Annotated in this window: 18 protein-coding genes; 8 read left to right on the top strand and 10 right to left on the bottom strand. The window is 60.6% G+C overall.

All coding sequences use genetic code 11. The annotated features are described in order from the left end of the window. Positions 1 to 338 precede the first annotated feature (338 nt). From VIL80_RS07085 to VIL80_RS07075, 3 genes are all read right to left on the bottom strand, one after another. Positions 339 to 785, bottom strand: coding sequence for a MarR family winged helix-turn-helix transcriptional regulator (locus VIL80_RS07085; RefSeq protein ID WP_332035421.1), 447 nt, complete (start codon positions 783 to 785; stop codon positions 339 to 341). A 98-nt stretch (positions 786 to 883) separates the two neighbouring features. Beyond that, positions 884 to 2,023 carry a histidine decarboxylase gene (locus VIL80_RS07080; RefSeq protein WP_332035420.1) on the bottom strand — a complete coding sequence of 380 codons (1,140 nt, stop codon included), beginning with the start codon at positions 2,021 to 2,023 and terminating at the stop codon, positions 884 to 886. A gap of 90 nt (positions 2,024 to 2,113) precedes the next feature. After that, positions 2,114 to 4,459 (bottom strand): Tex family protein, encoded by a 2,346-nt coding sequence (locus VIL80_RS07075; protein ID WP_332035419.1) that lies wholly within the window; start codon positions 4,457 to 4,459, stop codon positions 2,114 to 2,116. A gap of 423 nt (positions 4,460 to 4,882) precedes the next feature. Here VIL80_RS07075 and VIL80_RS07070 point away from each other — a divergent pair, with 423 nt between their 5' ends. The 5 genes from VIL80_RS07070 (at position 4,883) to VIL80_RS07050 (ending at position 11,248) form a co-directional block, all read left to right on the top strand. Beyond that, entirely contained in the window at positions 4,883 to 6,061 is a 1,179-nt protein-coding gene (locus VIL80_RS07070; protein WP_332035418.1) for an efflux RND transporter periplasmic adaptor subunit, read from the top strand. A gap of 2 nt (positions 6,062 to 6,063) precedes the next feature. Then, entirely contained in the window at positions 6,064 to 9,198 is a 3,135-nt protein-coding gene (locus VIL80_RS07065; RefSeq protein ID WP_332035417.1) for an efflux RND transporter permease subunit, read from the top strand. 253 nt (positions 9,199 to 9,451) lie between these two features. Beyond that, positions 9,452 to 10,192, top strand: coding sequence for a 16S rRNA (uracil(1498)-N(3))-methyltransferase (locus VIL80_RS07060; protein WP_332035416.1), 741 nt, complete (start codon positions 9,452 to 9,454; stop codon positions 10,190 to 10,192). A gap of 12 nt (positions 10,193 to 10,204) precedes the next feature. Then, positions 10,205 to 10,567, top strand: coding sequence for a hypothetical protein (locus VIL80_RS07055; protein WP_332035415.1), 363 nt, complete (start codon positions 10,205 to 10,207; stop codon positions 10,565 to 10,567). Between the two features lie 21 nt (positions 10,568 to 10,588). Continuing rightward, entirely contained in the window at positions 10,589 to 11,248 is a 660-nt protein-coding gene (locus VIL80_RS07050; RefSeq protein WP_332035414.1) for an HAD family hydrolase, read from the top strand. A gap of 11 nt (positions 11,249 to 11,259) precedes the next feature. Here the strand turns inward: VIL80_RS07050 and VIL80_RS07045 are convergent, their stop codons facing one another. Further along, the gene (locus VIL80_RS07045; RefSeq protein WP_332035413.1) at positions 11,260 to 12,012 is read right to left on the bottom strand and encodes a hypothetical protein; all 753 of its coding nucleotides are present in this window, start codon (positions 12,010 to 12,012) and stop codon (positions 11,260 to 11,262) included. Positions 12,013 to 12,227: 215 nt separating this feature from the next. On the opposite strand from VIL80_RS07045, the gene VIL80_RS07040 reads away from it, so the two are divergent. Further along, on the top strand, positions 12,228 to 12,863 hold the full coding sequence (locus VIL80_RS07040; RefSeq protein ID WP_332035412.1) for an OmpA family protein: 636 nt from the start codon (positions 12,228 to 12,230) through the stop codon (positions 12,861 to 12,863). A gap of 26 nt (positions 12,864 to 12,889) precedes the next feature. On the opposite strand, the gene VIL80_RS07035 is transcribed toward VIL80_RS07040, so the two are convergent. The 5 genes from VIL80_RS07035 to VIL80_RS07015 form a co-directional block, all read right to left on the bottom strand. Then, the gene (locus VIL80_RS07035; RefSeq protein WP_332035411.1) at positions 12,890 to 14,884 is read right to left on the bottom strand and encodes an OPT family oligopeptide transporter; all 1,995 of its coding nucleotides are present in this window, start codon (positions 14,882 to 14,884) and stop codon (positions 12,890 to 12,892) included. A gap of 97 nt (positions 14,885 to 14,981) precedes the next feature. Beyond that, entirely contained in the window at positions 14,982 to 15,824 is an 843-nt protein-coding gene (gene metF, locus VIL80_RS07030) for a methylenetetrahydrofolate reductase [NAD(P)H] (protein ID WP_332035410.1), read from the bottom strand. Between the two features lie 63 nt (positions 15,825 to 15,887). Then, positions 15,888 to 17,273 (bottom strand): adenosylhomocysteinase, encoded by a 1,386-nt coding sequence (ahcY, locus tag VIL80_RS07025; RefSeq protein ID WP_332035409.1) that lies wholly within the window; start codon positions 17,271 to 17,273, stop codon positions 15,888 to 15,890. Between the two features lie 71 nt (positions 17,274 to 17,344). Then, positions 17,345 to 18,565 (bottom strand): methionine adenosyltransferase, encoded by a 1,221-nt coding sequence (gene metK, locus VIL80_RS07020; protein WP_332035408.1) that lies wholly within the window; start codon positions 18,563 to 18,565, stop codon positions 17,345 to 17,347. A 137-nt stretch (positions 18,566 to 18,702) separates the two neighbouring features. Beyond that, positions 18,703 to 19,668 (bottom strand): metalloregulator ArsR/SmtB family transcription factor, encoded by a 966-nt coding sequence (locus VIL80_RS07015; RefSeq protein ID WP_332035407.1) that lies wholly within the window; start codon positions 19,666 to 19,668, stop codon positions 18,703 to 18,705. 324 nt (positions 19,669 to 19,992) lie between these two features. On the opposite strand from VIL80_RS07015, the gene tkt reads away from it, so the two are divergent. Together tkt and VIL80_RS07005 are read left to right on the top strand one after the other, a co-directional pair. Beyond that, entirely contained in the window at positions 19,993 to 21,993 is a 2,001-nt protein-coding gene (gene tkt, locus VIL80_RS07010) for a transketolase (protein ID WP_332035406.1), read from the top strand. A 210-nt stretch (positions 21,994 to 22,203) separates the two neighbouring features. Then, positions 22,204 to 23,226, top strand: coding sequence for a type I glyceraldehyde-3-phosphate dehydrogenase (locus tag VIL80_RS07005; RefSeq protein ID WP_332035405.1), 1,023 nt, complete (start codon positions 22,204 to 22,206; stop codon positions 23,224 to 23,226). A 151-nt stretch (positions 23,227 to 23,377) separates the two neighbouring features. Here VIL80_RS07005 and VIL80_RS07000 read toward each other — a convergent pair. Continuing rightward, on the bottom strand, positions 23,378 to 24,098 hold a 721-nt coding region (locus VIL80_RS07000), incomplete at its 5' end, for an amidohydrolase family protein (RefSeq protein WP_332035404.1).

Genomic DNA, 24,098 nt, shown 5'->3' with positions numbered 1-24,098 from the left:
CAGCTGTTCCGGATTGGTGGCCGCGCCTCCGGCCCCACCCAGTTCTTTCGGGGTTGTCAGCTTGAGGTCCAGCACGCCGTCTGAAGAAACGGCTCTGCCGTCGCGTCCACCGGTCACGGTGGCTGAAGCGGTATACAGTGTTTTCATGGTTCCATCTCCTCGGTCGTTCAGGATTGGTGCGATATTTTGGGTATCGCGTCTTCGTGATTTCGAGAGAAGGTTATCGCGATAACTGTTATCGCGATAATTAATTGTGGCTATGTAAACGATAAGAATGGTGAGTCGACGGCGCTACGCAGTGCTATCGATGCTGGAAGTCGTCGCGAATATTGAGGGGATCAGAGATGGGTGTTGAGGGTGTCGCGCAGCGTATCCAGCTGCTGCTTCAGCTTGCGTGCGGTCTTTTCATCCAGCTCACTGATACAGAAAACCCGCTCGGGAATGTCTTTGGCCTGCTGTTGCAGCTTTTTGCCGGCCGCCGACAATAGGATCAGCACCCGCCGGTCGTCCTCCGGATCGCGCCTGCGGTCGATCAGTCCCTGGCTTTCCAGGCGGCGAATGACCGGGCTCAGAGCGCCCTTGTCCTGCATCAGGCGGGCGCTGAGGTCTGTGGCGGTGATGCCGTCCTGTTCCCACAACACCAGCATCATCAGATATTGCGGGTAGGTGAGGCCGAGCTCCTCCAGCATCGGCTTGTACAGTTTGCCCATCGCCAGCGATGTGGAATAGAGGCTGAAGCAGAGCTGCTTGTCGAGCCTGAGGTTGTCGTCTTGAGATCTGGCCATTAGCGCCGGGAGCCTTGCCGCAAACTGGAGTGGCAAGTGTAAAGCAAGCCAGCGTGAAATAGTCACACTGGCAGGCTTGCCTGCACTGCCAGCGGCGATTACGCGGCGGGGTTCCCTGATGTTGCCACCATATCCTCCACCAATTCGTCGATCTGGGCGCGGGTGACATTCGGCATGCAGATCACATGACTCTGGCCGTTGGCGGTTGCCAGCTGCCATTTCTGCTTCACCGACTCAGCCACCTGCGGAAACACCACGGTGATGGCGTTGGGGTTGCGCCAGGCGCTGATACCGGCACTGCGCATTGTGGTTTCGGCATAACTGGCGGTATCCAGTGAGTGCTGGACGCGCGCCGCCAGTCCCTCCACACCCTGGGAGCGGATGGTGTGCCACAGTACCAGCGGCGTGAAGCCGTTGCGGGAACCGGTGATGGTGGTGTCCAGGTTGCCGATATAGGAAATGGAGCGGGCAATGCGATCCACATTGCACTTGCGTGCCAGCACGATGCCGCAGGGAATGGGTGAGCCAAAGAACTTGTGCCCGCTGATGGAAATGCTGTCGGCGCCATCGGCAAAGTCAAATGCCGGGCGCGGTTCCATGAACGGTGCCATGCCGCCGCACAGGGCCGCGTCGCTGTGGATGTAGCGCTGGCTGAAGGCCAACTCGTCGAGGATGTGGTTGATCGTATTCAGATCGTCGCGGGCCTCGGTCATGGTGGTGCCGATGTTGGCGAAGATGATCGGCGGAATATCCCGGCGCGCGCGCAGCGTTTCGCGCAGGTCGTTGTAATCCATTTCGCCGTTCTTCTGCGAGCGGATCATGATGTGGCGCATGCCGAGAAAATGCAGGTTCTTCGCCACGCTGTAGTGGGTGTCCTGGGAGTAGTACACGATGCCCTTGGGTAGCAGCTCGCGGGCGAGGTACAGGCCGTACAGGTTGCCTTCGGTGCCCCCGTTGGTGACATAACCCCACCAGTCATTTTTCGGCGCGCGCAGCAGGTCGGCGAAAAAGGTGATGACCTCGCGCTCGAAACTGCGGCTGTCCACCCGCCAGGTGGAATCGCCGAAGGGATCACCGAGGTTGTTGAGCGGATATCGCAGGAATTCCACCAGATCCTCGAATTCGAAATCCTTGGATACCGGGTAACCGAGATAGGACTGGGTGTTTAAGCGGGTGCTTTCCAGAAATGCCTCGAGGCGGGCGCGATCGGAAGAGGAGAGGGACTTTGAGAGTGCCATTTTGAATAAACCGTTTTTTTATAGGAATAGTTTTGCGGCCTTGAATGAAAAAGGGCGGTCCGAAGACCGCCCTTTCGCTTGCGCGGCCGGTTATTTCTTGCCTTTCATCGCCGCTGCCAGCAGATCACCCATGCTGCCGCGGCCGCCGTTGCCCGCGGGCTGCTGGCGATTTTTGTTGTTGTGGCGCTGTGCTTGTCGTGACTCGCGGTGGTCGCCTTTCTGCACGCCGCCACTGCCCTGCTCACCGGGCTCGTCAGACATACGCATGGACAAGCCAATGCGCTTGCGCGCCACGTCCACTTCCATCACTTTGACCTTGACGATGTCACCGGCCTTGACCACCTCGTGCGGGTCCTTGACGAATCGCTCGGACAGCGCGGAGATGTGTACCAGGCCGTCCTGGTGCACGCCGATATCCACAAACGCGCCGAAGTTGGTGACGTTGGTGACGGTGCCTTCCAGCACCATGCCCGGACGCAGGTCCTTGATCTCTTCCACGCCCTCTTCGAACTTGGCGGTGCGGAATTCCGGGCGCGGGTCGCGGCCGGGTTTTTCCAGTTCGGCGATGATGTCCTTCACCGTGGGTACACCGAATTTCTCATCGGTATAGTCCGCCGGGTTCAGCTTGCGCAGGAATGCGGAGTCGCCGATCAGGCTGTTGATCTCACGGCCGTTCTTCTCGGCGATACGCTTCACCACGATGTAGGACTCGGGGTGGACACCGGATTTGTCCAGCGGGTTCTCACCATTGTTGATACGCAGGAAGCCGGCGGCCTGTTCGAAAGCCTTGGGCCCGAGGCGCGGCACATCCTTCAGCTGGTCGCGGCTCTTGAAGGCGCCGTTCTGGTCGCGGAAGGTAACGATATTGGCCGCGATGGAGGCGGTGAGGCCGGACACGCGCGCCAGCAGCGGTGCAGAGGCGGAGTTCAGTTCGGCGCCGACGCCGTTCACACAGTCCTCCACTACCGCGTCCAGGGAGCGCGCCAGCTGGGTCTGGGATACGTCGTGCTGGTACTGGCCCACACCGATGGATTTGGGGTCGATCTTCACCAGTTCGGCGAGCGGATCTTGTAAACGGCGCGCGATGGAGATGGCGCCGCGGATGGTCACGTCCAGGTCCGGGAATTCCTTCGCGGCAAATTCGGAAGCCGAGTACACGGAGGCGCCGGCCTCGTTGACCATCACCTTCTGTGCGGTCAGTTTGTACTGCTTGATGGTGTCGCCGACGAACTTGTCGGTCTCGCGGCTGGCGGTGCCGTTGCCAATGGCGATCAGGCCCACGTCGTATTTGTTGCAGAAGGCAGCGATGATTGCGGCGGATTCCTGAATGCGATTCTGCGGCGGCGTCGGGTAGATCGCGGTGTGGTCCAGCACCTTGCCGGTGGCGTCGACTACGGCCACTTTAACGCCGGTGCGCAGGCCCGGGTCGAGGCCGATGGTGGCCTTCTGGCCGGCGGGCGCCGCCAGCAGCAGGTCTTTCAGGTTGCGGGAGAACACCTTGATGGCTTCCTCTTCCGCCATTTCACGCAGCTGGCCCAGCAGGTCGGTTTCCAGGCTGGTGAGCAGCTTGATACGCCAGGTCCAGCGCACCACCTCATTCAGCCACTTGTCCGCGGCACGGCCCTGGTCCTCGATCTCCACGTGGCGGGCGATCATCACCTCGCAGGGGTGCGCCTGGCTCGGGGTGCGCTCTTCGTCACCTTCGAGGCCAAGGTTGATGGCGAGGATGCCCTCGTTGCGGCCGCGGAAGATGGCGAGCGCGCGGTGGCTCGGTACCTTGGAGAAGGGTTCTGCGTATTCGAAGTAGTCGCGGAACTTGGCGCCTTCCTCTTCCTTGCCGTCCAGCAGTTTGGACCGGACCAGACCGTCACGGCTCAGGAAGTCGCGCAGCTTGCCCAGCAGTTCGGCGTCTTCGGCGAAGCGCTCCATCAGGATGAACTTGGCACCGTCCAGCGCGCTCTTGATGTCTTTCACATGCAGCGCGGCGTCTTCATTGTCGCTGTTGAGATACTTCTGCGCTTCCTCTTCCGGGTTCAGGGTCGGATCGTTGAACAGCGCATCGGCCAGCGGCTCGAGGCCGGCTTCGATGGCGATCTGGCCCTTGGTGCGGCGCTTGGGCTTGTAGGGCAGGTAGAGGTCTTCGAGGCGATTCTTGGTGTCGGCGGCGTTGATCTGGGCGGCCAGCTCCGGCGTAAGTTTGCCCTGCTCGTCGATGCTTTTCAGGATCGCAGCGCGGCGATCCTCCATTTCGCGCAGGTAGCGCAGGCGCTCTTCCAGGGTGCGCAGCTGGGTGTCGTCCAGCTCGCCGGTCACTTCCTTACGGTAGCGGGAGATGAAGGGCACGGTGGCGCCCTCGTCCAGCAGTCCCACGGCGGCGGCCACCTGTTGCGGGCGCACGTTGAGTTCTTCGGCGATACGGGCGTTGATATCCAACATCTTGTTATTTACATCCTCGGAGTTTCACGGTTCGACGTCAGCGCCGGACCCGGTCGCAAATACGGGCGCGCAATTAAACTTTGGCCGCGATAGCGGGTGAACGATAAGTGTCCAACCGCGGTGCTGGCCGGAAAATTCGGCGGCCATTATGGGCCAAGCGTGAGCGCTGACCAACATTGACAGGCGTAGAAATTGCGCCGCAAAAATTGCTCACAGTGTCCGTTTGCGGTCAATCGCATTCTGCTGCGACGGCCTGCACCCGGGGGCAGTTCCAATGCCGCACAACACCTGTAGAATGCCCGACTAGTTAATTTTTGATCAGTGGACGCGTCTGTGAATCCAACGAATAAAAGTACAAGTAAGAACAAAGTTTTAGGGATCGTTGTTTTAGCAGGTATCGCTGCGATAGCCGCAGTGATCCTGATGGCTCCGAAACCTGAGGAAAAAGTTGCCGAGGCTGCGGTGCCGCCGGTAGCGGACATCCTCTATGCGAATCCCGGTCGCCACACCCTGCTGGTGCCCAGTCAGGGCTCCGTGCACGCCCGCCACGAGATTGAAGTGGTGGCCCGGGTGGGCGGTGTGATCGAAGGTGTGAGCAATGCATTTGTACCCGGTGGCTTCTTTCAGCAGGGTGATTCCCTGATCCAGATCGAGGCCGCGGACTACCGCCACCAGCTGACCCGCTCCGAATCCCAGGTGGCTGCTGCCGCGGCATCCCTGGCTCAGGAGCAGGGGATGGCGAAGCAGGCCAAGCGCGAGTGGCGCGACCTGGGCACTGCCGCCGCCAACGACCTGTTCCTGCGCAAACCGCAACTGGCGGCGGCGGAAGCTGCACTGGCCGCGGCCAAGGCGGACCGCGACCAGGCCAAGTTGGACCTGGAACGCACCAAGGTGAAGACGCCGTTTGCCGGCCGCGTGGTGGAAACCCTGGTGGATATCGGCCAGTTCGTATCCCCCGGCACCAAGCTCGCCCGTATTCACAGTACCGGTGTGGCGGAAGTGCGCCTGCCGCTGACCGATCACCAGCTGTCGTTGCTCGAGCTGCCACTGGGTCGCGCCATCGAGAATGGCCCGGCAGTGCGCCTGACCGCCAACCTCGCCGGCCAGCAGCGCGAGTGGCGCGGACAGATCGTACGCACCGAGGCGGCGATCGATCCCAACAGCCGCTTCGTCTATGCCGTGGCCCAGGTCCAGAACCCCTACCAGGGCGACGCGCCGCTGATCAACGGTCTGTTTGTGGAAGCGCAGGTTGCCGGCAAGACCTATGACGACATTACCCTGCTGCCGCGCCAGGCGCTGCACGAGGGTAGCCACGTCCTGGTGCTGAACGAGGAAAACCAGTTGGGCTTCCGCCAGGTGGAACTGCTGCAGGCGGTGGGCGATGAAGTATGGCTGCGTGGCGATATCGCCACCGGTGACAAGGTTGTGGTTTCCAGCCTCGGCTATTCCCGCGAGGGCATGGTGCTGAGTCCCAACCCGCTGAACGAAAAGCCGTCTTCCAGCCTGATCCTGGGAGACGAAGCACCGGTTGATGACAAGGCTGAAGATTCCCTCGAGGAAGGCGCCGACAGTACCACCGCATCCGCACAGGGAGCGTACTGATCATGGATGGCGTCATCGGATGGTTTGTCCGCAACAGTAAGGCCGCCAACCTGCTGATGATCATGATCATCATCGGCGGTCTGTTTGGTATTGCCCATATCGGCCGCGAGGTATTCCCGGCCATCAACCCCGGTGTTGTCCGGATCAATATCAGCTACCCCGGCGCCGGCCCGGCGGAAGTGGAGCAGCAGGTTACCCAGCGGGTAGAGCAGGCCATCTCCGAAGTGAAGGGCATCAAGGAAATCAATTCCTGGTCTGCCCGCAGCCAGAGCACCGTGCGTATCCAGGCGGTGGACGGCTACGACCAGCTGCGCCTGCTGAACGACATCAAGGTGCAGGTGGACTCCATCAACACCTTCCCCGCGGATATCGAGCGCCCGGTGATTGCGCTGGAAGAGTGGGAACAGCAGATGATGATGATCGCCATCGGCGGTCCCGTCTCCCCGCGCCAGCTGAAAGAAACCGCGCTGGATCTGCGCGACAAAATGATGCTGCTGCCCGGCGTGCGCCGGGTCGACGTATGGGGTGACCGCGCCGACGAGGTCTCCATTGAAGTTTCCGAAGTGGACCTGCGCCGCTACAACCTGTCCTTTGACGACGTCGCCAGCGCGGTGCGTCGCTCCTCGCTGGACCTGCCCGCCGGACGCGTGCGCTCCGACCGCGGCGATATCCAGGTGCAGACCCGCGGCCAGGCCTACACCGCGGACGACTTCGCGCGTATCCCGGTGCTGAGTCGCGCCGATGGTACCCAGTTGCTGCTGCGCGACGTCGCCACCATCAAAGACGATTTCGAGGAAGAGGGTTCCATCATCCGCTTCAACGGCAAGCCGGCGATGAACCTGCGGGTCATGCAGGGCGAGCCGCTGGACGTGGTGGCCACCGCCGAGGCGATCCGCAAGTTCATGCAGGAGACCCGCGAGACCCTGCCGCCGGGTATGGAATTCGAAACCTGGTTCGATTTCTCGGAAGCCTACGAGAGCCGCATGAGCATGCTGTTCTGGAACGCGGTCACCGGCCTGGCGCTGGTGTTTGTGTTGCTGATGCTGTTCCTGCGTCCGGCGCTGGCGGTGTGGGTGACCATCGGTATCTTCACTGCCTTTATGGGGGCCTTCTGGCTGCTGCCGGTCACCGGCATCACCCTGAACATGCTGTCGCTGTTCGCGTTCCTGATGATTCTCGGGATTGTGGTGGACGATGCCATCATCGTCGGCGAGGCGGTTCATGCCGCCCACGACCGCGGTGAGGTGGGGCTCAAGGCGGCGGAAGCCGGCGTGAAGAATATTTCCGCACCGGTGATCTTCGCTGTGGTTTCCACCATGGTGTTTTTCGTTCCCATGCTGTTTCTGCCCGGCTACACCTCGCAGATGATGATGTCGCTGCCGGTGGTGGTACTGCTGAGCCTGAGTTTCTCCCTGATCGAGTCCCTGCTGATCCTGCCGGCGCACCTGGTGGGCCTGAAGCCGGAAAAACGCGCTACTTCGGGGTTCGGCAAGAAAATGCAGGACGTGCGTGGCAAGTTTGCCGCGGGTATGAAGGCCGCCGGCGACAAGTATTACCTGCCGCTGCTGGAAAAAACCCTGAGCAACAGCCGCGCCACGGTGATGATCTTCCTGATGGCGCTGATCCTGTCCTTCGCCCTGTTTGGCGGCGGTTATATCGGTAAGGCCTTCTCGCCGGAAGTGCCGTCTGACCTGCTTGAGCTGAGAACGACCATGGCCCAGGGCGAGTCGTTTGCCGAGTCCAAGCGCGCGCTGGAACAGTTCGAGCGCGCCGGTGAGCAGCTGGCGAAAGACCCGGAAATGCTGGCGCTGAATGGTGGCAAGGAATTCGTACAGAACACCATGGTGTTCTTGTGGCGGGGCAACGTCACCGTGCTGCTGCAGCTGACCGATGGCGAGGAGCGTGATGTCACCTCCGAACAGCTGGCACTCAAATGGCGTGAATACGTCGGCAAGCTGCCTGCCAGCGTGGAAGAGATGAACATCCAGCACACCATTAACGATGGTGGCAAGGGTATGTCCCTCAACCTGAGCACCGCGTCCGGAAACATGGACGAGATGCGCCGTGCGGCGGATGAGGTGAAAAAGGCTCTGAACAGCTTCTCCGGTGTCTACGACGTGCGCGACAACCTGATCGCTGCGCGCCAGGACATCGAGATCCAGTTGAAGCCCCACGCCACCAATATGGGGATCGGCCTCGCCGATGTCGCCAGGCAGGTGCGTCAGGGTTTCTATGGTGAAGAAGTCCAGCGTATTCCCCGCGGTCGCGAAGATGTGCGCGTAATGGTGCGCTACCCGCAGGAAGAGCGCGCCAGTGAAGACCAGATCGACCGTATCCGCATCCGCACCAACGAGGGTGAAATCCCCTTCAGCGCGGTGGCCGATGCCGTCTACGTTCCCGGTTACACCACCATTCGCCGCAACGACCGCGAGCGCACGGTGCAGATCACTGCGGACCTGATCCCCGGAACTTCCCCGGCGCACGAGATCCTGAAGGAACTGCGCGACAAGAACCTGAAGAAATGGGAGAGCCAGTTCCCCGGCTTCAGCCTGAAAACTGCTGGTGAGATGCAGGAAGAAGAGGAGTTCGGCTCCTCGATCGTCGCGTTCTTCTTCCTGTCGATCTTTGCGATTTACGGACTGCTGGCGATTGCCTTCCGCTCCTACTCGCAGCCGCTGCTGATCCTCACCGCAGTGCCGTTCGGCTTCTTCGGTGCGATCCTGGGCCACCTGCTGATGGGCTATAACATCAGTATCATGTCCATGCTCGGCTTCCTCGCCGCCGCGGGTGTGGTGGTGAACGACAACCTGGTACTGATGGATCGCATCAACCAGCTGCGCGCCGAAGGTATGGCGGTAATGGATGCTGTAGTGCAGGCGGGACGCGACCGCTTCCGCCCGATTATCCTCACCTCGCTGACCACCTTCGTGGGCCTGGTGCCGATCATGTTCGAGCGCTCGATCCAGGCGCAGTTCCTGATCCCGATGGTAGTGAGCCTGGCGTTCGGTGTTCTCTGCGCCACCTTCGTTACCCTTCTGCTGGTACCGAACCTGTACAAGGTCATCGAGACCCTGCGCATCAAGGTCAAAGGCGACAAGATTGCCGATGAGCTGCCGGTGAGTTTCGAGAAGGTCTGATTTTTCAGGCTTACGAAGCGCGAAACTTGACTTGTAGGTGGAGTGCCGGGATTTGTTTTCAAAAGCGTCGGCAACAGGGATGTTGCCGACGCAGCGTACAGGGACGTATTCACCGCGTTTTTGAAAACAAATACCCGGTGCTCCGCCGCCACCTGAGTTAAAAAGAACTCGCAGGGCTGGTACACGCCCTACAACTTGTCCTCCGCCTGTATTACCCTTCACGCAATTCTTTTCCTCGAACTAGGAAATTTCCTTGCGTATTCCCCGTATCTATTCCGCCGAGTCATTGGCGGGTAAATCCGAAGTTCAGCTGGACGAAGCTGCGTCCCGCCATCTGGTCAAAGTCCTGCGCCTCGGCCCCGGTCGTCCGCTGATCCTGTTTGACGGCGAGGGCGGTGAATATGAGGCGGAACTGCTGGAAGCGGGAAAAAAGGCGCTGGTGAAAATCGGCGCCCACTCCGAGGAAGACTACCAGTCGCCTTTGGCCATCACCCTCGCCATTGGCATCTCCCGCGGCGACCGCTTCGACTGGGTTATCCAGAAGGCCACCGAGCTGGGGGTGGCTGCCATCCAGCCCCTGTTTACCGAGCGCTGCGAAGTCAAATTGAGCGGTGAGCGTATGGAGAAAAAACTCGGCCAATGGCAACAGATCGCCATCAGCGCCTGTGAGCAGTGCGCGCGCAATCGCGTGCCGGAAATCCTGTCACCACAGAAATTTACCCAGTTCCTGGATCACGCCAGAAGCGATGCTGCGCTGAAACTCGTGCTGCACCACCGCACCGAAACGACGCTCGCCGAGCTGGAGCAGCAGGCGGGCCGGCCAGATGCCGCGTTATTATTGGTGGGCCCCGAGGGCGGGCTCTCCGCGGAAGAAATCGAACTGGCGTTACAGCAGGGATTTCACCCACTGCGCCTCGGGCCGCGGGTACTGCGTACCGAAACCGCACCGGTAGCCGCGCTATCGGTACTGCAATTTCAATGGGGCGATTTTTAATCGGAGCACACTATGAAAGCACTTGTCTGGCTGATCGGCGCGGCCATCACCGTGATGTCGATTCTCATCATTCTCAAACCGCAGATCGCCCGTGATATCGGCGAGCGCATGAACCCGCAGCTGTTCTATTTTGCCGCCTGGGCGCGCATCGCCATCGGCATAATTTTCTTGGCGATTTCCGATACCCGCAGCTGGGGCACCCTGTTCAATGTGCTGGGTATATTGCTGATCGTCGTTGGTGCCTATGCGCTGCAATCCGGATACGAGCGCACGCGGGAGTTTGTGTTGGGTATCGTCCACGGCAACGAGAATTTGGTGCGGGTGGCCGGCGCTGTTGGTGTGCTGATTGGCTTGCTGCTGATTTCCGCCAGCTGACAGAAAAAAGCGGAGTATTCGATGTTGAATCCCTACTCAAATACCCGGCTGGTGATTTTCGATTGCGATGGCGTGTTGGTGGACAGCGAGACCATCGTCTGCCGGGTGCTGGCCGAGGAAATGACAAAACTCGGCATGCCGGCGACCGCGGAAGAACTGGACGAGCAGTTCAGCGGTCGCCCTGCGAAAGACTGCATCCTCGACATCGAGACCCGCTATGGTGGGCCGCTGCCGCAGTCTTACTTCAATGCCACCGAAAGCCGTATCCGCGAGGCCTTCCACAGCGAACTGGAGGCGGTGGCGGGGATTCACGAAGTGCTGGAAAAACTGCAGACCACCGACCTCTACACCTGCGTGGCCTCCTCTGGCCCGCACGCGAAAATGCAGATCACCCTGAACAAAACCGGGTTGTGGGATTATTTCGCCGGGCGCATTTACAGCGCCGACGACGTGGGCCGCGGCAAGCCCTGGCCGGACCTGTTCCTGCACAGCGCGCGCCAGTTCGATGTCGCGCCCGAACACTGTCTGGTGGTGGAGGATTCCATTGCCGGGGTAAAGGCCGCAGTGGCCGCCGGCATGCCGGTGATCGGCTACAGCCACAACGGCGCACGCGCCCGTCAGCTGGAAGCCGCGGGCGCGCGGGTGATCAATGATATGCAGCTGTTAGTGGATTATTTCTAATTCCCAACGCGTTACTGTGTCAGCCTGACCAGCACCGAGGCACTGCGCCGTGTGTCCTTGTTGTCGACAAAAGTGCGGGTGTAGCGCAGTTCATAAATTCCCTGGGATAGCAGTTCGTCCACCAGCCCCGGTGGCAATTCCACGGTTTCCTTCAGCGGTTTGCCTGCTTCCGCCATCACCGGTTGCGAAACCTCGTACACAACCCGGTCGCCAACGATGAACTGGCCTGAGACCGAATAGGCATTGATTTCCCCCACATCGCTGTCGAGGTTCCAGGCCATCATCAACTGCCGGGATTTGCCGCTGGCCGTCTGAATAGGGGGCGAAGCCTCAACTTGTACCAGGCGGCCACCGGCGTCGAGATCAAACAAGATATGGTTGGAAAGGCTGCCGGCGGCACCGGCAAACACCCGGCGATAGCCGACCCGCCGCACGCCTTTGGCGTGCCAGCTGCGCGCCTGTACCGGTGAGATCTGCACCAGTTCGGTGATTTCCCCGCGGTCACCGCTGAACTCGAGAATCCGGTCCACCACCGCCAGTTCCTGATTGTTGTCGAGGTTCACGAACACGCCCCGCGGAGAGGCCGCACCTCCCTTGCTTGCCACTCGCCAGGTCACCTTCTCCTGATATCCATCGCTGGCGTCCAGCCAGGCATCGCCGGGGTCCACGGTGACGATTTGCTGGGCCTGAATATTCGCAACCGCGATGAGCGCGGCGAGCCCGATAGCGGTGGCGCCGAGAGTGGCGAGGACGTTCTTGTTCATGGCGATCTCCCGTGGAGATGGTGCCGCACAGGCGGAATAGGTGCTGCAAGAGTAAGGTGCAGCGGGGCTTGTCAGAAATATGCCGCCGGGCCATGTGCGCTGCCTGCGTTGGCCTCTTGTCGTGGTTTCCCGCGCACCTGTTGCTACGGAACCACATTGCGCGATCCTACAATCCGCCGGACGCCTGCCATCTGCACAAGAAAGGAGCCGGCCCCATGCCCGATATCCGGCAGCGCCCTCAATGGGCGCCGATATTTGTTGTTATTCCCGCACTGCTGCTCTGCGGCTGCCCCGATCCCACCAAGAAATACACCCTCGATCCCCGCGAGCTGGTGAGCAATGGGCTCGGTGAAAAAATCGCGCGCGAGGCCGAGCCCTTCGGCGACGATATGGTGCGCTACCTGATGGGACAAAAGCGCAAGGAGGGCGCGCTGTTTGTGTTGGATGTGGATTTCGAGCCCGGCGGCTTTGCGCCGAAGATGGACACCCTTGGGGATATCGAGGCGCTGCTGGTGATCATGCGGGATTTCCCCGCGCTGAAAATCGTGATCGAGGGGCACACGGACAACGCCGGTGATCAGGATAAAAACCGCAAGCTATCCGAGTGGCGCGCCAACTGGGTGCGACAGTTTTTACTGGAGCGCGGCATCAGCGCCGAGCGCGTGGAGGCCGCCGGGCTGGGCGATTCCGATCCGCTTGCGGACAACAGCACGCCGAAAGGGCGGGAGCAGAATCGCCGGTTGGTGGTGCGGGTCGTGGACTACGCCGGCAAGCCGATCAATGTGCGCCTGGACCGCAATAAACTGAATCGCGATAAAGCGAATCAGGAAAAATTAAATCGCGAAAACTGATCGGCTTATCGCCTCAGCTATTTCTCTCAGCTCTTCTTGGCCAGATACCAGAAGCACAGCGCAAACCCGGCCAACCCGAGCCACGACGACAGGGCGAAGTCGCCAAGATACGGCACTTTGCCCGGTGCACTGACCGCGAGTACAGCGACAATCACGCCCATCAACGCCTCGCCGGTAATCAGGCCCGAAGCCAGCAACAGGCCGTTGCCTTCGGCCTCACTGGTGCCGCGACGTTTCTGCTGCCAGTGTGCCAGCAGTCCGCCGAGGAAAATCGGAATCGACAGCCCCAGTGGCAGATATACGCCCACCGCAACCGCGAGTACCGGAAAGCGGAACTCGGCACCGCGCCGCTTCTGGTATTGATCCAGCAGGATCAACACCACCGCGAGAATGAAACCGATAAAAATGTAATTCCACTCGATGCCCGCACCGAAAATGCCGGTGGATAGATCGCGCATCAGGCTCGCCTGAGGAGCAGACAGCGGTGTCGCCTCCGGGTTGAGCGGGCTCACGCGGCCAATGCCGTAACCCTGGTCGAGTATCGACAGCACAAACGGGATCGCGCCGGCCGCCGCGAGCACACCGATAATCTGGAACACCTGCTGCCGCCAGGGGGTGGCACCGAGGATGTGTCCACACTTGAGGTCCTGCATATTGTCGCCGGCGATGGCGGCTGCGGAGCAGATCATGCCAGCGAGGTACATCACCGCGATCGGGCCGAGCTTGGCGGCCATGCCTTCGTTGCCCATCAACTGCAGCAGGATCAGTGCGGAGACAATCACCGTGGCAATGGTGACGCCGCTGATCGGGTTGTTGCTGGAGCCCACCAAGCCGGCCATGTAACCGGCCACCGAGGCGAACACAAAACCCAGTACCAGCATCAGGCCGGACATGATGGCGGCGATCCAGTAGCGGTCGGGAAAGCCATCCAAGGCGTACAGGAAAATGAAATACAGCGGTATTGCGGAAACCAGTATGAGCAGGCCTACATAGGGAATCGGCATATCCTGCTCGGTGCGCAGCGGCACCTCCCCGGCCATGGACTGACGGTGGGCATTCAGTGAGGCCTTGACGCCATCCACCAGCGGTTTGGCCAGGGTAATCAGCGACCATACGCCGCCCACCATCATCGCGCCGACACCAATGCGCCGGCACTGCTGCCAGGAGGTAGCGGCGAGATTTTCCCAGTCCTGTGCGCTCCAACCTGTCATATCGCCGCTGACACCGGCAAGCTGCATCAGCTCGTCACCGTTGATCAGCCAATTGAGCGGCACCCCGATCAGGGTGCCGATGACACCGCCGATAAACACCAGTGCGGCCACGTTCAGGCCGACGATATAGCCCACACCGAGCAGGGCGGGGCTCAGGGTGATATCGCCGGTGAACAGCCACTTGCCGCCGAGCCAGCTCTTGGTGGCGGCGACACCGCCGGCCAGCAGGCCGATGCCGGATTCCAGCAGCTTGATCAAACCGCCGAGTCCGGCGGCTGCCAGCAATACGCGAAAACCGCGCTTGGCCTCGGCGCTGGGGCGGTACTCCGGGTGGTCCTTGTCGGTAATGACACCACCGGTTTTAAGCACCTGCGAGGTGGCCACGCCCTCGGGAAACGCCAGTTCCGTCTCCACAATCAGCGCGCGCCGCAATGGAATCGTAAACGCGACCCCGAGCACCCCGCCGAGAATGCCGATCATGGTCATGGTGCCCCAGTGGTACCCGCTCCAGGCGCCCATCATCACCAGTGCCGGCAGCGTGAAGATGATCCCTGCGGCCAGGGATTCGCCGGCGGAGGCAGACGTCTGCACCATGTTGTTTTCGAGAATGGTGGAGCGGCGGAACAGCCGCAAAAGCCCCATGGAAGTGGCGGCAGCGGGAATCGAGGCGGAGACGGTGAGGCCGACCAGCAGGCCGATATAGGCATTGGCCGCGGCGAGCACCGCGGACAGTATGGCGCCTAGGATCAGCGCCTTGATGGTGATTTCACTGATCACCTGGTCGGCGGGTACGAGGGGACGATCGGCCATGGACAACTCCCTGTCGGTGCGTTTTAAAATTATTTCCCCTTTAGATAGCAAAAAAAGGGGCAAATTGCCCCTTTTTTATCGGATTTGGATGTCCAGGTCAGGCCGCGCTTTCCTGGAATCCCAGAGCGCGCAGGATATCCGCACTCGGCGCCACCTGGTTCATGGTGTAGAAGTGCAGCCCCGGTGCACCGCCTTCCAGCAGGGTTTCACACAGGTCGGTGACGATTTCCAGACCGAGTTTCTTCACATCTTCCGGATCGCGGTAGCTCTCCATGCGGTACTTCAGCCAGCGCGGAATTTCCGCACCGCAGTTGCGGGAGAAGCGCGCGAGGTTGGTGAAGTTGGTGATCGGCATGATGCCCGGGTAAATCGGCGAGTCGATGCCGGCTTTTTCGCACTGGTCGACGAAATAGAAATAGGCGTCCGGGTTGTAGAAGTACTGGGTCAGCGCGCTGTTGGCACCGGCCTCGAACTTGCCTTTCAGGAAACGGATATCGGCATCGTAGCTGTCCGCTTCCGGGTGAATTTCCGGATAGGCCGCCACTTCCAGGTGGAAGTGATCGCCGGTGTGGCGGCGGATAAACGCTACCAGCTCGTTGGCGTACACCAGCTGTGCGACCGAGCCCATACCGGAGGGCATATCACCACGCAGCGCCACAATGCGGTCCACACCGGACTCTTTATAGCGCTCCAGCAGGCCGAGCACGGTCTCCTCATTGTCGCCGCCAAAGGACAGGTGCGGAGCGATGGAAACACCGTCACGGCGCAGATTGCACACGATGTTGGCGGTGGTATCGCGGGTGGTGCCACCGGCACCATAGGTCACGGAGAAAAACGCAGGGGTAAATGCCTGCAGCTCTTCGCGGGTCTTGTACAGTTTGTCCCGGCCCTCTTCGGTCTTGGGGGGGAAAAACTCAAAGCTGATTCTTAAGTCACTCATTATTCAGTTCCATTCCCTCGGCAACCGGCCGCGCAACTGGTTCGCGGCCGGCCTTGAGGTTTTTTAGTACTTGTAGCTTTCCGGCTTGTAGGGGCCGTCAACAGAAACGCCGATATATTTGGCCTGGGTCTCGGTCATGCGGGTGATCACGCCGCCGAAGCCTTCCACCATGTATTTGGCCACTTCCTCGTCAAGCTGCTTCGGCAGTACCTTCACATACAGTGCGGAAACTTTGTGGTCCGCCGGCAGGTCGGCAAATTTTTCCTGGTACAGGTGAATCTGGGCCAGTACCTGGTTGGCGAAGGAGCCGTCCATGATGCGGCTGGGGTGGCCGGTGGCGTTGCCCAGGTTTACCAGGCGGCCTTCGGACAGCAGCAGCAGGTGGTCGTTGTTCTCGGCGTTGCGCACAATCTTGTGCACCTGCGGTTTTACTTCCTGCCACTCCCAGTTCTTGCGCATGAACGCGGTGTCGATTTCATTGTCAAAGTGGCCGATGTTGCACACCACCGCGCCGCTCTTCAGCGCTTTCAGCATGTTGGCATCGCACACATTCACATTACCGGTGGTGGTCACCAGCAGGTCGGTGTTGGCCAGCAGGTCCTTGTTGATGCAGGACGCATCGCCGGTGTTGATGCCGTCGATAAACGGGGAGACCAGCTCGTAGCCGTCCATGCACGCCTGCATGGCACAGATGGGATCGATCTCGGTGACCTTCACTATCATGCCTTCCTGGCGCAGGGATGCCGCAGAGCCCTTGCCCACGTCACCGTAACCGATCACCAGTGCTTTCTTGCCGGACAGCAGGTGGTCGGTGCCGCGCTTGATGGCGTCGTTCAGGCTGTGGCGACAACCGTATTTGTTGTCGTTCTTGCTCTTGGTAACGGAGTCGTTGACGTTGATCGCGGGTACTTTCAGGGTGCCGGCTTTCAGCATGTCCTGCAGGCGGTGTACACCGGTGGTGGTCTCTTCGGAAATACCGTGGACCTTGTCCAGCAGCTCCGGGTATTTACGGTGCAGCAGCTCGGTCAGGTCGCCGCCGTCGTCCAGGATCATGTTGGGCTGCCAGCCGGCCACGTCGGCGCCGATGGTGCGCTCGAGACACCACTCGTACTCCTCCTCGGTTTCGCCTTTCCAGGCAAACACCGGAATACCGCGTGCGGCGATGGCGGCAGCGGCGTGATCCTGGGTGGAGAAAATATTGCAGGAGGACCAGCGCACTTCCGCGCCCAGCGCCACCAGGGTTTCGATCAGCACCGCAGTCTGGATGGTCATGTGAATGCAGCCCATGATGCGGGCGCCCGCCAGCGGCTGTTCCGCGCGGTATTTTTCGCGCAGGGTAATCAGCGCGGGCATCTCGCCCTCGGCAATTTCAATTTCCTTGCGGCCCCAGTTAGCCAGGGAAATATCGGCGACCTTGAAGTCTTTGAATTCGGTGCTCATCTGGTTCATTACCTAAATCTCTTAATTTTTCTGCAGGAGCCTGCAAACAGGCCCCTGCCAAGTGTGTTTTTTATCGGGTTTTAAAGGCCGGCCTGGGCGCGCAGGGTTTCCGCCTTGTCGGTTTTCTCCCACGGAAAGGCGGTGAAGGTTTCGGTCTGCTCGTGGCCGTGGCTGTCGATCCACTTGTAGGTGTGCTCGAACGGCTCGCGACCGAAGTGGCCGTAGGCAGCGGTGAGCTGGTACATCGGGTGCAGCAGGTCCAGAACCTTGGAAATGGCGTAGGGGCGCAGGTCGAAGTTTTCGCGCACCAGCTCGATCAGTTTCTCATCGCTCACCTTGCCGGTACCGAAGGTGTTGATGGCAACGGAAGTGGGTTCGGCCACACCGATGGCATAGGACACCTGGATTTCACAGCGCTTGGCGAGGCCAGCGGCAACAATGTTTTTCGCCACGTAACGGCCGGCGTAAGCCGCGGAACGGTCCACTTTGGACGGGTCCTTGCCGGAGAAGGCGCCGCCGCCGTGACGGGCGGAGCCGCCGTAGGTGTCGACGATGATCTTGCGCCCGGTCAGACCGCAGTCGCCTACCGGGCCGCCGATCACAAATTTACCGGTGGGGTTGATGTGGAACTTGGTGTTCGCGTGCAGCAGCTCTGCCGGCAGCACGTGGTGCACGATCAGCTCCATCACCGCTTCGCGCAGGTCTTCCTGGGAAACTTCCGGGTTGTGCTGAGTGGACAGTACTACGGCGTCGATCGCGCAGGGCTTGCCATCTTCGTCGTAGCGGAAGGTCACCTGGCTTTTCGCATCCGGGCGCAGCCACGGCAGCAGGCCGGACTTGCGCGCTTCCGCCTGACGCTCTACCAGGCGGTGGGCGTAGTAGATCGGGGACGGCATAAAGGTCGGGGTTTCGTCGGTGGCATAGCCGAACATCAGGCCCTGGTCACCGGCACCCTGGTCTTCCGGCTTCACGCGGTCGACGCCCTGGGCGATGTCCACGGACTGTTTGCCGATCACGTTCAGGACACCACAGGTTTCGCCGTCGTAGCCGACGTCGGAGGAGGTGTAGCCGATATCGGTGATGACCTTGCGCACCAGTTCTTCGAGATCGACCCAGGCGGAAGTGGAAATTTCACCGGCGATGACGGCGATACCGGTTTTCACCAGGGTTTCACAGGCAACGCGGGCGTTCTTGTCGCGCGCCAGCAGTGCGTCCAGTACTGCATCGGAAATCTGGTCGGCGATTTTGTCCGGATGGCCTTCGGAAACGGATTCCGAGGTAAAGATGCTGTATTCACTCATTGTGAGTTTCTCCTTGTCCGCTGCTGGCGGTTTACGAAATTATTGCCTCAGTGTTCCGTCGTTTTAATTAGGGAGCGCTGAGTCTGATTTTGGTTGTGTGGTGCGGCTACTGAAAAAACGCACCAGAGCTGTGAAGCTTACGACTTAACAAATTCCTGGATCTGAATCTGAAAACCATTGCGCAGCGCACTGTGCACACTGCGGCCCTTCGATAGTCCAGCCTCAGAGGCCCACTCGACCAACTGCTGCGGCGCGAACCCGAGCCAGAGATCGCCACAGGCGTCCCGTGCCCAGTCCTGCTGATGGTCGTGCAGTTCGGTAATCAACAGCTGCCCGCCGACTTTCAGGGACCGCTGCAAATCCTGGAAAATCTGCGCCGGTTCCGGGGTGTGGTGTAAAACCATATTCACCACAATGCAGTCCGCACTCTCCGGGCGGGAAGCCGCCGCGCGGGTGTCGTCGCAGACAAATTCGATATTTTGCAGGCCCTGCTCGTCCGCGAACGCCTGTGCCCGTTCCAGCATCGTCTTTGACAGATCCAGCGCCGTTACCGTGCCAAACCGGTTCGCCAGCTCTGCCAGGAACTCGCCCTCGCCGGGGCCGACCTCCAGCGCGTGACGTCCGGGTTTCAACAGCTGTGCTACCTGCGGGCCGTACACGCTATAACTTGCGATCAACTCCTGCTGTTCGCGGAAGCGGTTGCCGTAATCCGCAAAGAAACGGCGCGATGCCTCCGCGCGCTCCGCGGCAATCTGTGCCACAGTTTCCGCGCGAGCCTCCGGCAGCGGCAGCAGGTCGAGGCCGGCGAACAATTGTTGTAGCAGATCAATGCCCGCGGTGCGGCGATAAAACAGGTTATTGCCCTCGCGGCGCTTGCTCACCAGCCCGGCCTGCGCGAGAACCTTCAAATGGTGCGAGAGGGCCGGCTGGCGCAGGTCGAAGATTCGGCACAGCTCCAGCACGCTGTAGGAGTCCTGGGCCAGCAAGCGCAGGATCTCCAGGCGCAGCGGATCGCCAGCGGCCTTGAGGGTCGCCGCCAGTTGCGGAATCTGGTCGCTGGTGCGGATTTCTGTGCCGGTGTCGGCACTGCTGGTGTCAAACATGCCGGGGAGTCTAGCAGTGCTCAAAACCTATATCAAAGTTTTTTGATTTAGTTGCATCGAAATTTTTTGATGGAGATGCAGGTAAACCACGGGTTAGCCAAAAGATCGTCATTCTCTAGGAAATTGTTGCTGCCGGGAGCGGGGGAATTGAACCCGCGGGCTTTGCGCCGGCGGGGCGATTACGGGAAAATACGCCCCCGTTTCGCTACCGGCACTGGTTTAGCTACTGGCGCTGAGGCCGCAGCGGGATCGCGGCAACTGGCCGTCAGAGCCCGGCCCGCAGCACATCTGATGAACCGAAAGATCCCAAACCGAGAGATCCCTATGTCTTCTACTCCGTCTCGCACAGAAAAGGCCAATGCCATCCGCGCCCTCGCCATGGACGCGGTCCAAAAAGCCAATAGCGGCCACCCCGGCGCCCCCATGGGTATGGCCGATATCGCCGAAGTGCTGTGGAACGACTATCTGAAACACAATCCGGCCAACCCCGAGTGGGCGGACCGCGACCGCTTCGTGCTGTCCAATGGCCACGGTTCCATGCTGCTGTATTCCCTGCTGCACCTGACAGGCTACGACCTGTCCATCCACGAGCTGCAGAACTTCCGCCAGCTGCACTCCAAAACCCCGGGTCACCCCGAGTACGGCTACGCCCCGGGCGTGGAAACCACCACCGGCCCGCTGGGTCAGGGCATCACCAATGCGGTGGGCATGGCGCTGGCCGAGAAGGTCATGGCGGCCCAGTTCAACCGTGAAGGCTACGAGCTGGTAGATCACCACACCTACTGTTTCCTGGGCGATGGCTGCCTGATGGAGGGCATCTCCCACGAGGCCTGCTCCCTCGCCGGCACCCTGGGCCTGGGCAAGCTGATCGCCTTCTACGACGACAATGGCATCTCCATCGACGGTGAAGTGGAAGGCTGGTTCACCGACGACACCCCGAAGCGTTTCGAATCCTACGGCTGGCATGTGATCCCGGGCGTGGACGGCCACGATCCGCAGGCGATCAAGGCCGCGATCGAAGAAGCCCGCGCGGAAACCTCCAAGCCCACCATCATCTGCTGCAAGACCGTGATCGGCTTCGGTTCCCCCAACAAGCAGGGCCGCGAAGAGTGCCACGGCGCCCCGCTAGGCGCCGAGGAAATCGCCCTGGTACGCGAAACCCTGGGCTGGAAGTACGCACCGTTCGAGATTCCGGACGAGCTGTATGTCGCCTGGGACGCGCGCGGCAAGGGCGAGGCGCAGGAAGAAGAGTGGAACGACATCTTCGAGGACTACAAAGAGACCTACCCGGAACTGGCGGAAGAATTTGTGCGCCGCATGAAGGGCGATCTGCCCGCGGACTTCCTCGCCAAGGCCGACGAGTACATCAAGAAGTGCCAGGCCGACGCCGAGAAAATCGCCTCCCGTAAGGCCAGCCAGAATGCGCTGAATGCCTTCGGCCCGCTGCTGCCGGAATTCCTCGGCGGCTCCGCCGACCTGGCCGGCTCCAACCTCACCATCTGGTCCGGTTCCAAAGGTGTCAGCGCAGACGATGCCAGCGGCAACTACGTCTACTACGGCGTGCGCGAATTTGGCATGAGCGCCATCATGAACGGTGTCGCCCTGCACGGCGGCCTGGTGCCCTACGGCGCCACCTTCCTGATGTTCATGGAATACGCCCGCAACGCCGTGCGCATGGCCGCACTGATGAAGCAGCGCGTGATCTTCGTCTACACCCACGACTCCATCGGCCTCGGCGAAGACGGCCCGACCCACCAGCCGGTAGAGCAGCTCACCGCCCTGCGCGTGACCCCCAACCTGCACACCTGGCGCCCCTGCGATGCCACCGAATCCGCGGTGAGCTGGAAAATGGCCGTGGCCCGCAAAGACGGCCCCAGCGCCCTCATCTTCAGCCGCCAGGGCCTCGCCCCGCAGGCGCGCACCGATGAGCAGCTGGCAGCTATCGAGAAGGGCGGCTACATCTTGCGCGACTGCGACGGCACCCCGGAAGCGATCATCATCGCCACCGGCTCAGAGGTCGAGCTCGCCACCGCCGCCGCCGAAAAACTCGCCGGCCGCAAAGTGCGCGTGGTTTCCATGCCCTGTGCCGAAGCCTTCTCTGCCCAGAGCGCCGACTACCGCGAATCCGTATTGCCATCTTCCGTGCGCGCCCGCGTTGCGGTAGAGGCCGGTCACAAGGACTACTGGTTCAAGTTCGTAGGCTTCGACGGTGCTATCGTCGGCATGGACACCTTCGGTGAATCCGCACCGGCCGGTGACCTGATGAAGCACTTCGGCATCACCACCGACAAAGTAGCGGAAGCGGTTGAAGGACTGCTGAAGTAATAACGAGCCCAGGCTAACGAAGCTCTGTGGTTTGAATAGAAGGGCAGGTGCTGGGGACGGGTTTTCAGGATCGTCGGCAACAGGGATGTTGCCGACGAAGCGTACAGGGACGTATTCACAGCGGTCCTGAAAACCCGTCCCCAGTGCCTGACCGCCACCGCACTGGAAATAAATAAATCCTGAAGGCGGTGCCGTCAGCCTGAGGATTTCATGCCCACCCAAACGCCAATAAGACTCGCCATCAACGGCTATGGCCGCATAGGACGCAGTGTCCTTCGAGCCCTCTACGAATCCAACCTGCGCGACCAGCTGCAGATCGTTGCCATCAACGAACTGGCCGACTGCGCCACCATCGCCCACCTCACCAAATACGACACCGTCCACGGCCGTTTCCACGGCGAAGTGCGCGTGCACAACGACACCCTGCACATCAACGGTGACCCGATTGCCGTCACCCACCACAGCGAACTGGAAGACCTCGACTGGTGCAGCCCGCCGGTGGACGTCGTCCTAGAATGCACCGGCAGCTTCAGCGAACGCGAACGGGCAGAGCTACACATAAAGGCCGGTGCAAAAAAGGTCATCTTCTCCCAGCCCGCCAGCCGCGACGTCGATGCCACCATCGTCTACGGCGTCAACGACACTGCGCTCACAGGTAGCGAGACCATCATCTCCGCCGCCTCCTGCACCACCAACTGCAGCATTCCCGTGATTGCGGCCCTCGAGAGCGCCTTCGGTATCGAAGCCGGCGTCATTACCACCATCCACTCCGCGATGAACGACCAGCCGGTAAACGACGCCTACCATCATACCGACCTGCGCAAAACCCGCTCTGCACTGAACTCGATAATCCCGGTAGACACCGGTCTCGCCCGCGGTATCGAGCGTATCCTTCCCGACATGGCCGGAAAATTCGAAGCCCAGGCCATGCGCGTGCCCACCATCAACGTGTCGGCCATCGACCTGTCGGTGCAGCTGAAAAAGCCCGTTACCCAGGCCGAGGTCAATTCAGTACTGAAAACCGCCGCCGAAACCCGCTTTGCCGGCGTGCTCGGCTACAGCGAAGAACCCCTGGCTTCCTGCGACTACAACCACGATCCGCGCTCCGGCGTCGTCGATGCCGGCCAGACCCGCGTTGCCGGTGGCAAGATGGCGAAGGTACTGATCTGGTTTGATAACGAGTGGGGCTTTGCCAACAGGATGCTGGACGTTGTGCGGTCGCTGATGAAGTAAAGAAGGTGTGGATTAAACCGCACCTTTGATTGTCGGGCTTTGGGACATTCTATCCGTGAAAATAGTTCATCGTCAGATGCGTTGAACACAGCGTTGCACGCATCTGACGGTGGGCCGAGCGCCCAGCAGGAAGTCTCTGTATCCGAACGCGTTAGATGGATTCCAAGTCTGTGGACGCTTTGTTTACAAACACCTTGCCACCTTTCATTACAAAGTCCATATCCAGCAGCTCTTCAATATTCTCCAATGGCGAGCCATTCGTAGCGATGATATCGGCCTGCTTGCCCACCTCAAGACTGCCGATGGTATTACTCATCCCCAGCAGGTCGGCGGCGTTGATCGTGGCGGATTGAATGATCGACATGGCATCCATGCCAGCCTTGTGCATCAGTACAGCCTCGCGCGCATTTTCACCGTGTCTGGATACGCCACTGTCGGTGCCGAAGGCGATTTTCACACCTGCGTTGACGGACTTGGCGAAATTGCCTTGCATATCACTGCCCACCCGGATGGCTTTGACTTTCTGCGCCTCGCTCAGGACGTCGGTGTTCTTGGCCATTTCCACAACGGTCTCGCCGGCCAGCAGGGTCGGAACCAGATAGGCTCCGGTCTTGCGAAACAGGCGGTGTGATCCAGGGCCTGCGTAGGTGCCATGCTCAATGCTGTCCACGCCCGCTTCCAGAGCGGCGATGATGCCGTCTTCCTGATGGGCGTGGCTGGCAACCTTGCGACCCATGCGCTTTGCCGCCAGTACCACTTCCCGAAGTTCATCCATTTCCATCTGCTGACCGGTACCGGTAGCACGGTCGGTGAGAACACCACCGGTAGATGTGATCTTGATCAGGTCGGCACCATACTTGATCGCGTGGCGC

The sequence above is a fragment of the Microbulbifer sp. genome, from assembly GCF_036563125.1.
Taxonomy (GTDB): Bacteria; Pseudomonadota; Gammaproteobacteria; order Pseudomonadales; family Cellvibrionaceae; genus Microbulbifer.
The sequence above is the reverse complement of the archived record's forward strand: the minus strand, read 5'-3'. Positions and strand labels throughout refer to the sequence as shown.

Coding starts and splice junctions, on each gene's coding strand:
- VIL80_RS07065 (WP_332035417.1), top strand. CDS start 6,064: ATGGATGGCGTCATCGGATGGTTTGTCCGCAACAGTAAGGCCGCCAAC.
- tkt (WP_332035406.1), top strand. CDS start 19,993: ATGTCTTCTACTCCGTCTCGCACAGAAAAGGCCAATGCCATCCGCGCC.
- VIL80_RS07005 (WP_332035405.1), top strand. CDS start 22,204: ATGCCCACCCAAACGCCAATAAGACTCGCCATCAACGGCTATGGCCGC.
- VIL80_RS07055 (WP_332035415.1), top strand. CDS start 10,205: ATGAAAGCACTTGTCTGGCTGATCGGCGCGGCCATCACCGTGATGTCG.
- ahcY (WP_332035409.1), bottom strand. CDS start 17,273: ATGAACCAGATGAGCACCGAATTCAAAGACTTCAAGGTCGCCGATATT.
- VIL80_RS07070 (WP_332035418.1), top strand. CDS start 4,883: ATGGCTCCGAAACCTGAGGAAAAAGTTGCCGAGGCTGCGGTGCCGCCG.
- VIL80_RS07085 (WP_332035421.1), bottom strand. CDS start 785: ATGGCCAGATCTCAAGACGACAACCTCAGGCTCGACAAGCAGCTCTGC.
- VIL80_RS07050 (WP_332035414.1), top strand. CDS start 10,589: ATGTTGAATCCCTACTCAAATACCCGGCTGGTGATTTTCGATTGCGAT.
- VIL80_RS07075 (WP_332035419.1), bottom strand. CDS start 4,459: ATGTTGGATATCAACGCCCGTATCGCCGAAGAACTCAACGTGCGCCCG.
- VIL80_RS07045 (WP_332035413.1), bottom strand. CDS start 12,012: ATGAACAAGAACGTCCTCGCCACTCTCGGCGCCACCGCTATCGGGCTC.
- VIL80_RS07040 (WP_332035412.1), top strand. CDS start 12,228: ATGCCCGATATCCGGCAGCGCCCTCAATGGGCGCCGATATTTGTTGTT.
- VIL80_RS07080 (WP_332035420.1), bottom strand. CDS start 2,023: ATGGCACTCTCAAAGTCCCTCTCCTCTTCCGATCGCGCCCGCCTCGAG.
- metF (WP_332035410.1), bottom strand. CDS start 15,824: ATGAGTGACTTAAGAATCAGCTTTGAGTTTTTCCCCCCCAAGACCGAA.
- VIL80_RS07015 (WP_332035407.1), bottom strand. CDS start 19,668: ATGTTTGACACCAGCAGTGCCGACACCGGCACAGAAATCCGCACCAGC.
- metK (WP_332035408.1), bottom strand. CDS start 18,565: ATGAGTGAATACAGCATCTTTACCTCGGAATCCGTTTCCGAAGGCCAT.
- VIL80_RS07035 (WP_332035411.1), bottom strand. CDS start 14,884: ATGGCCGATCGTCCCCTCGTACCCGCCGACCAGGTGATCAGTGAAATC.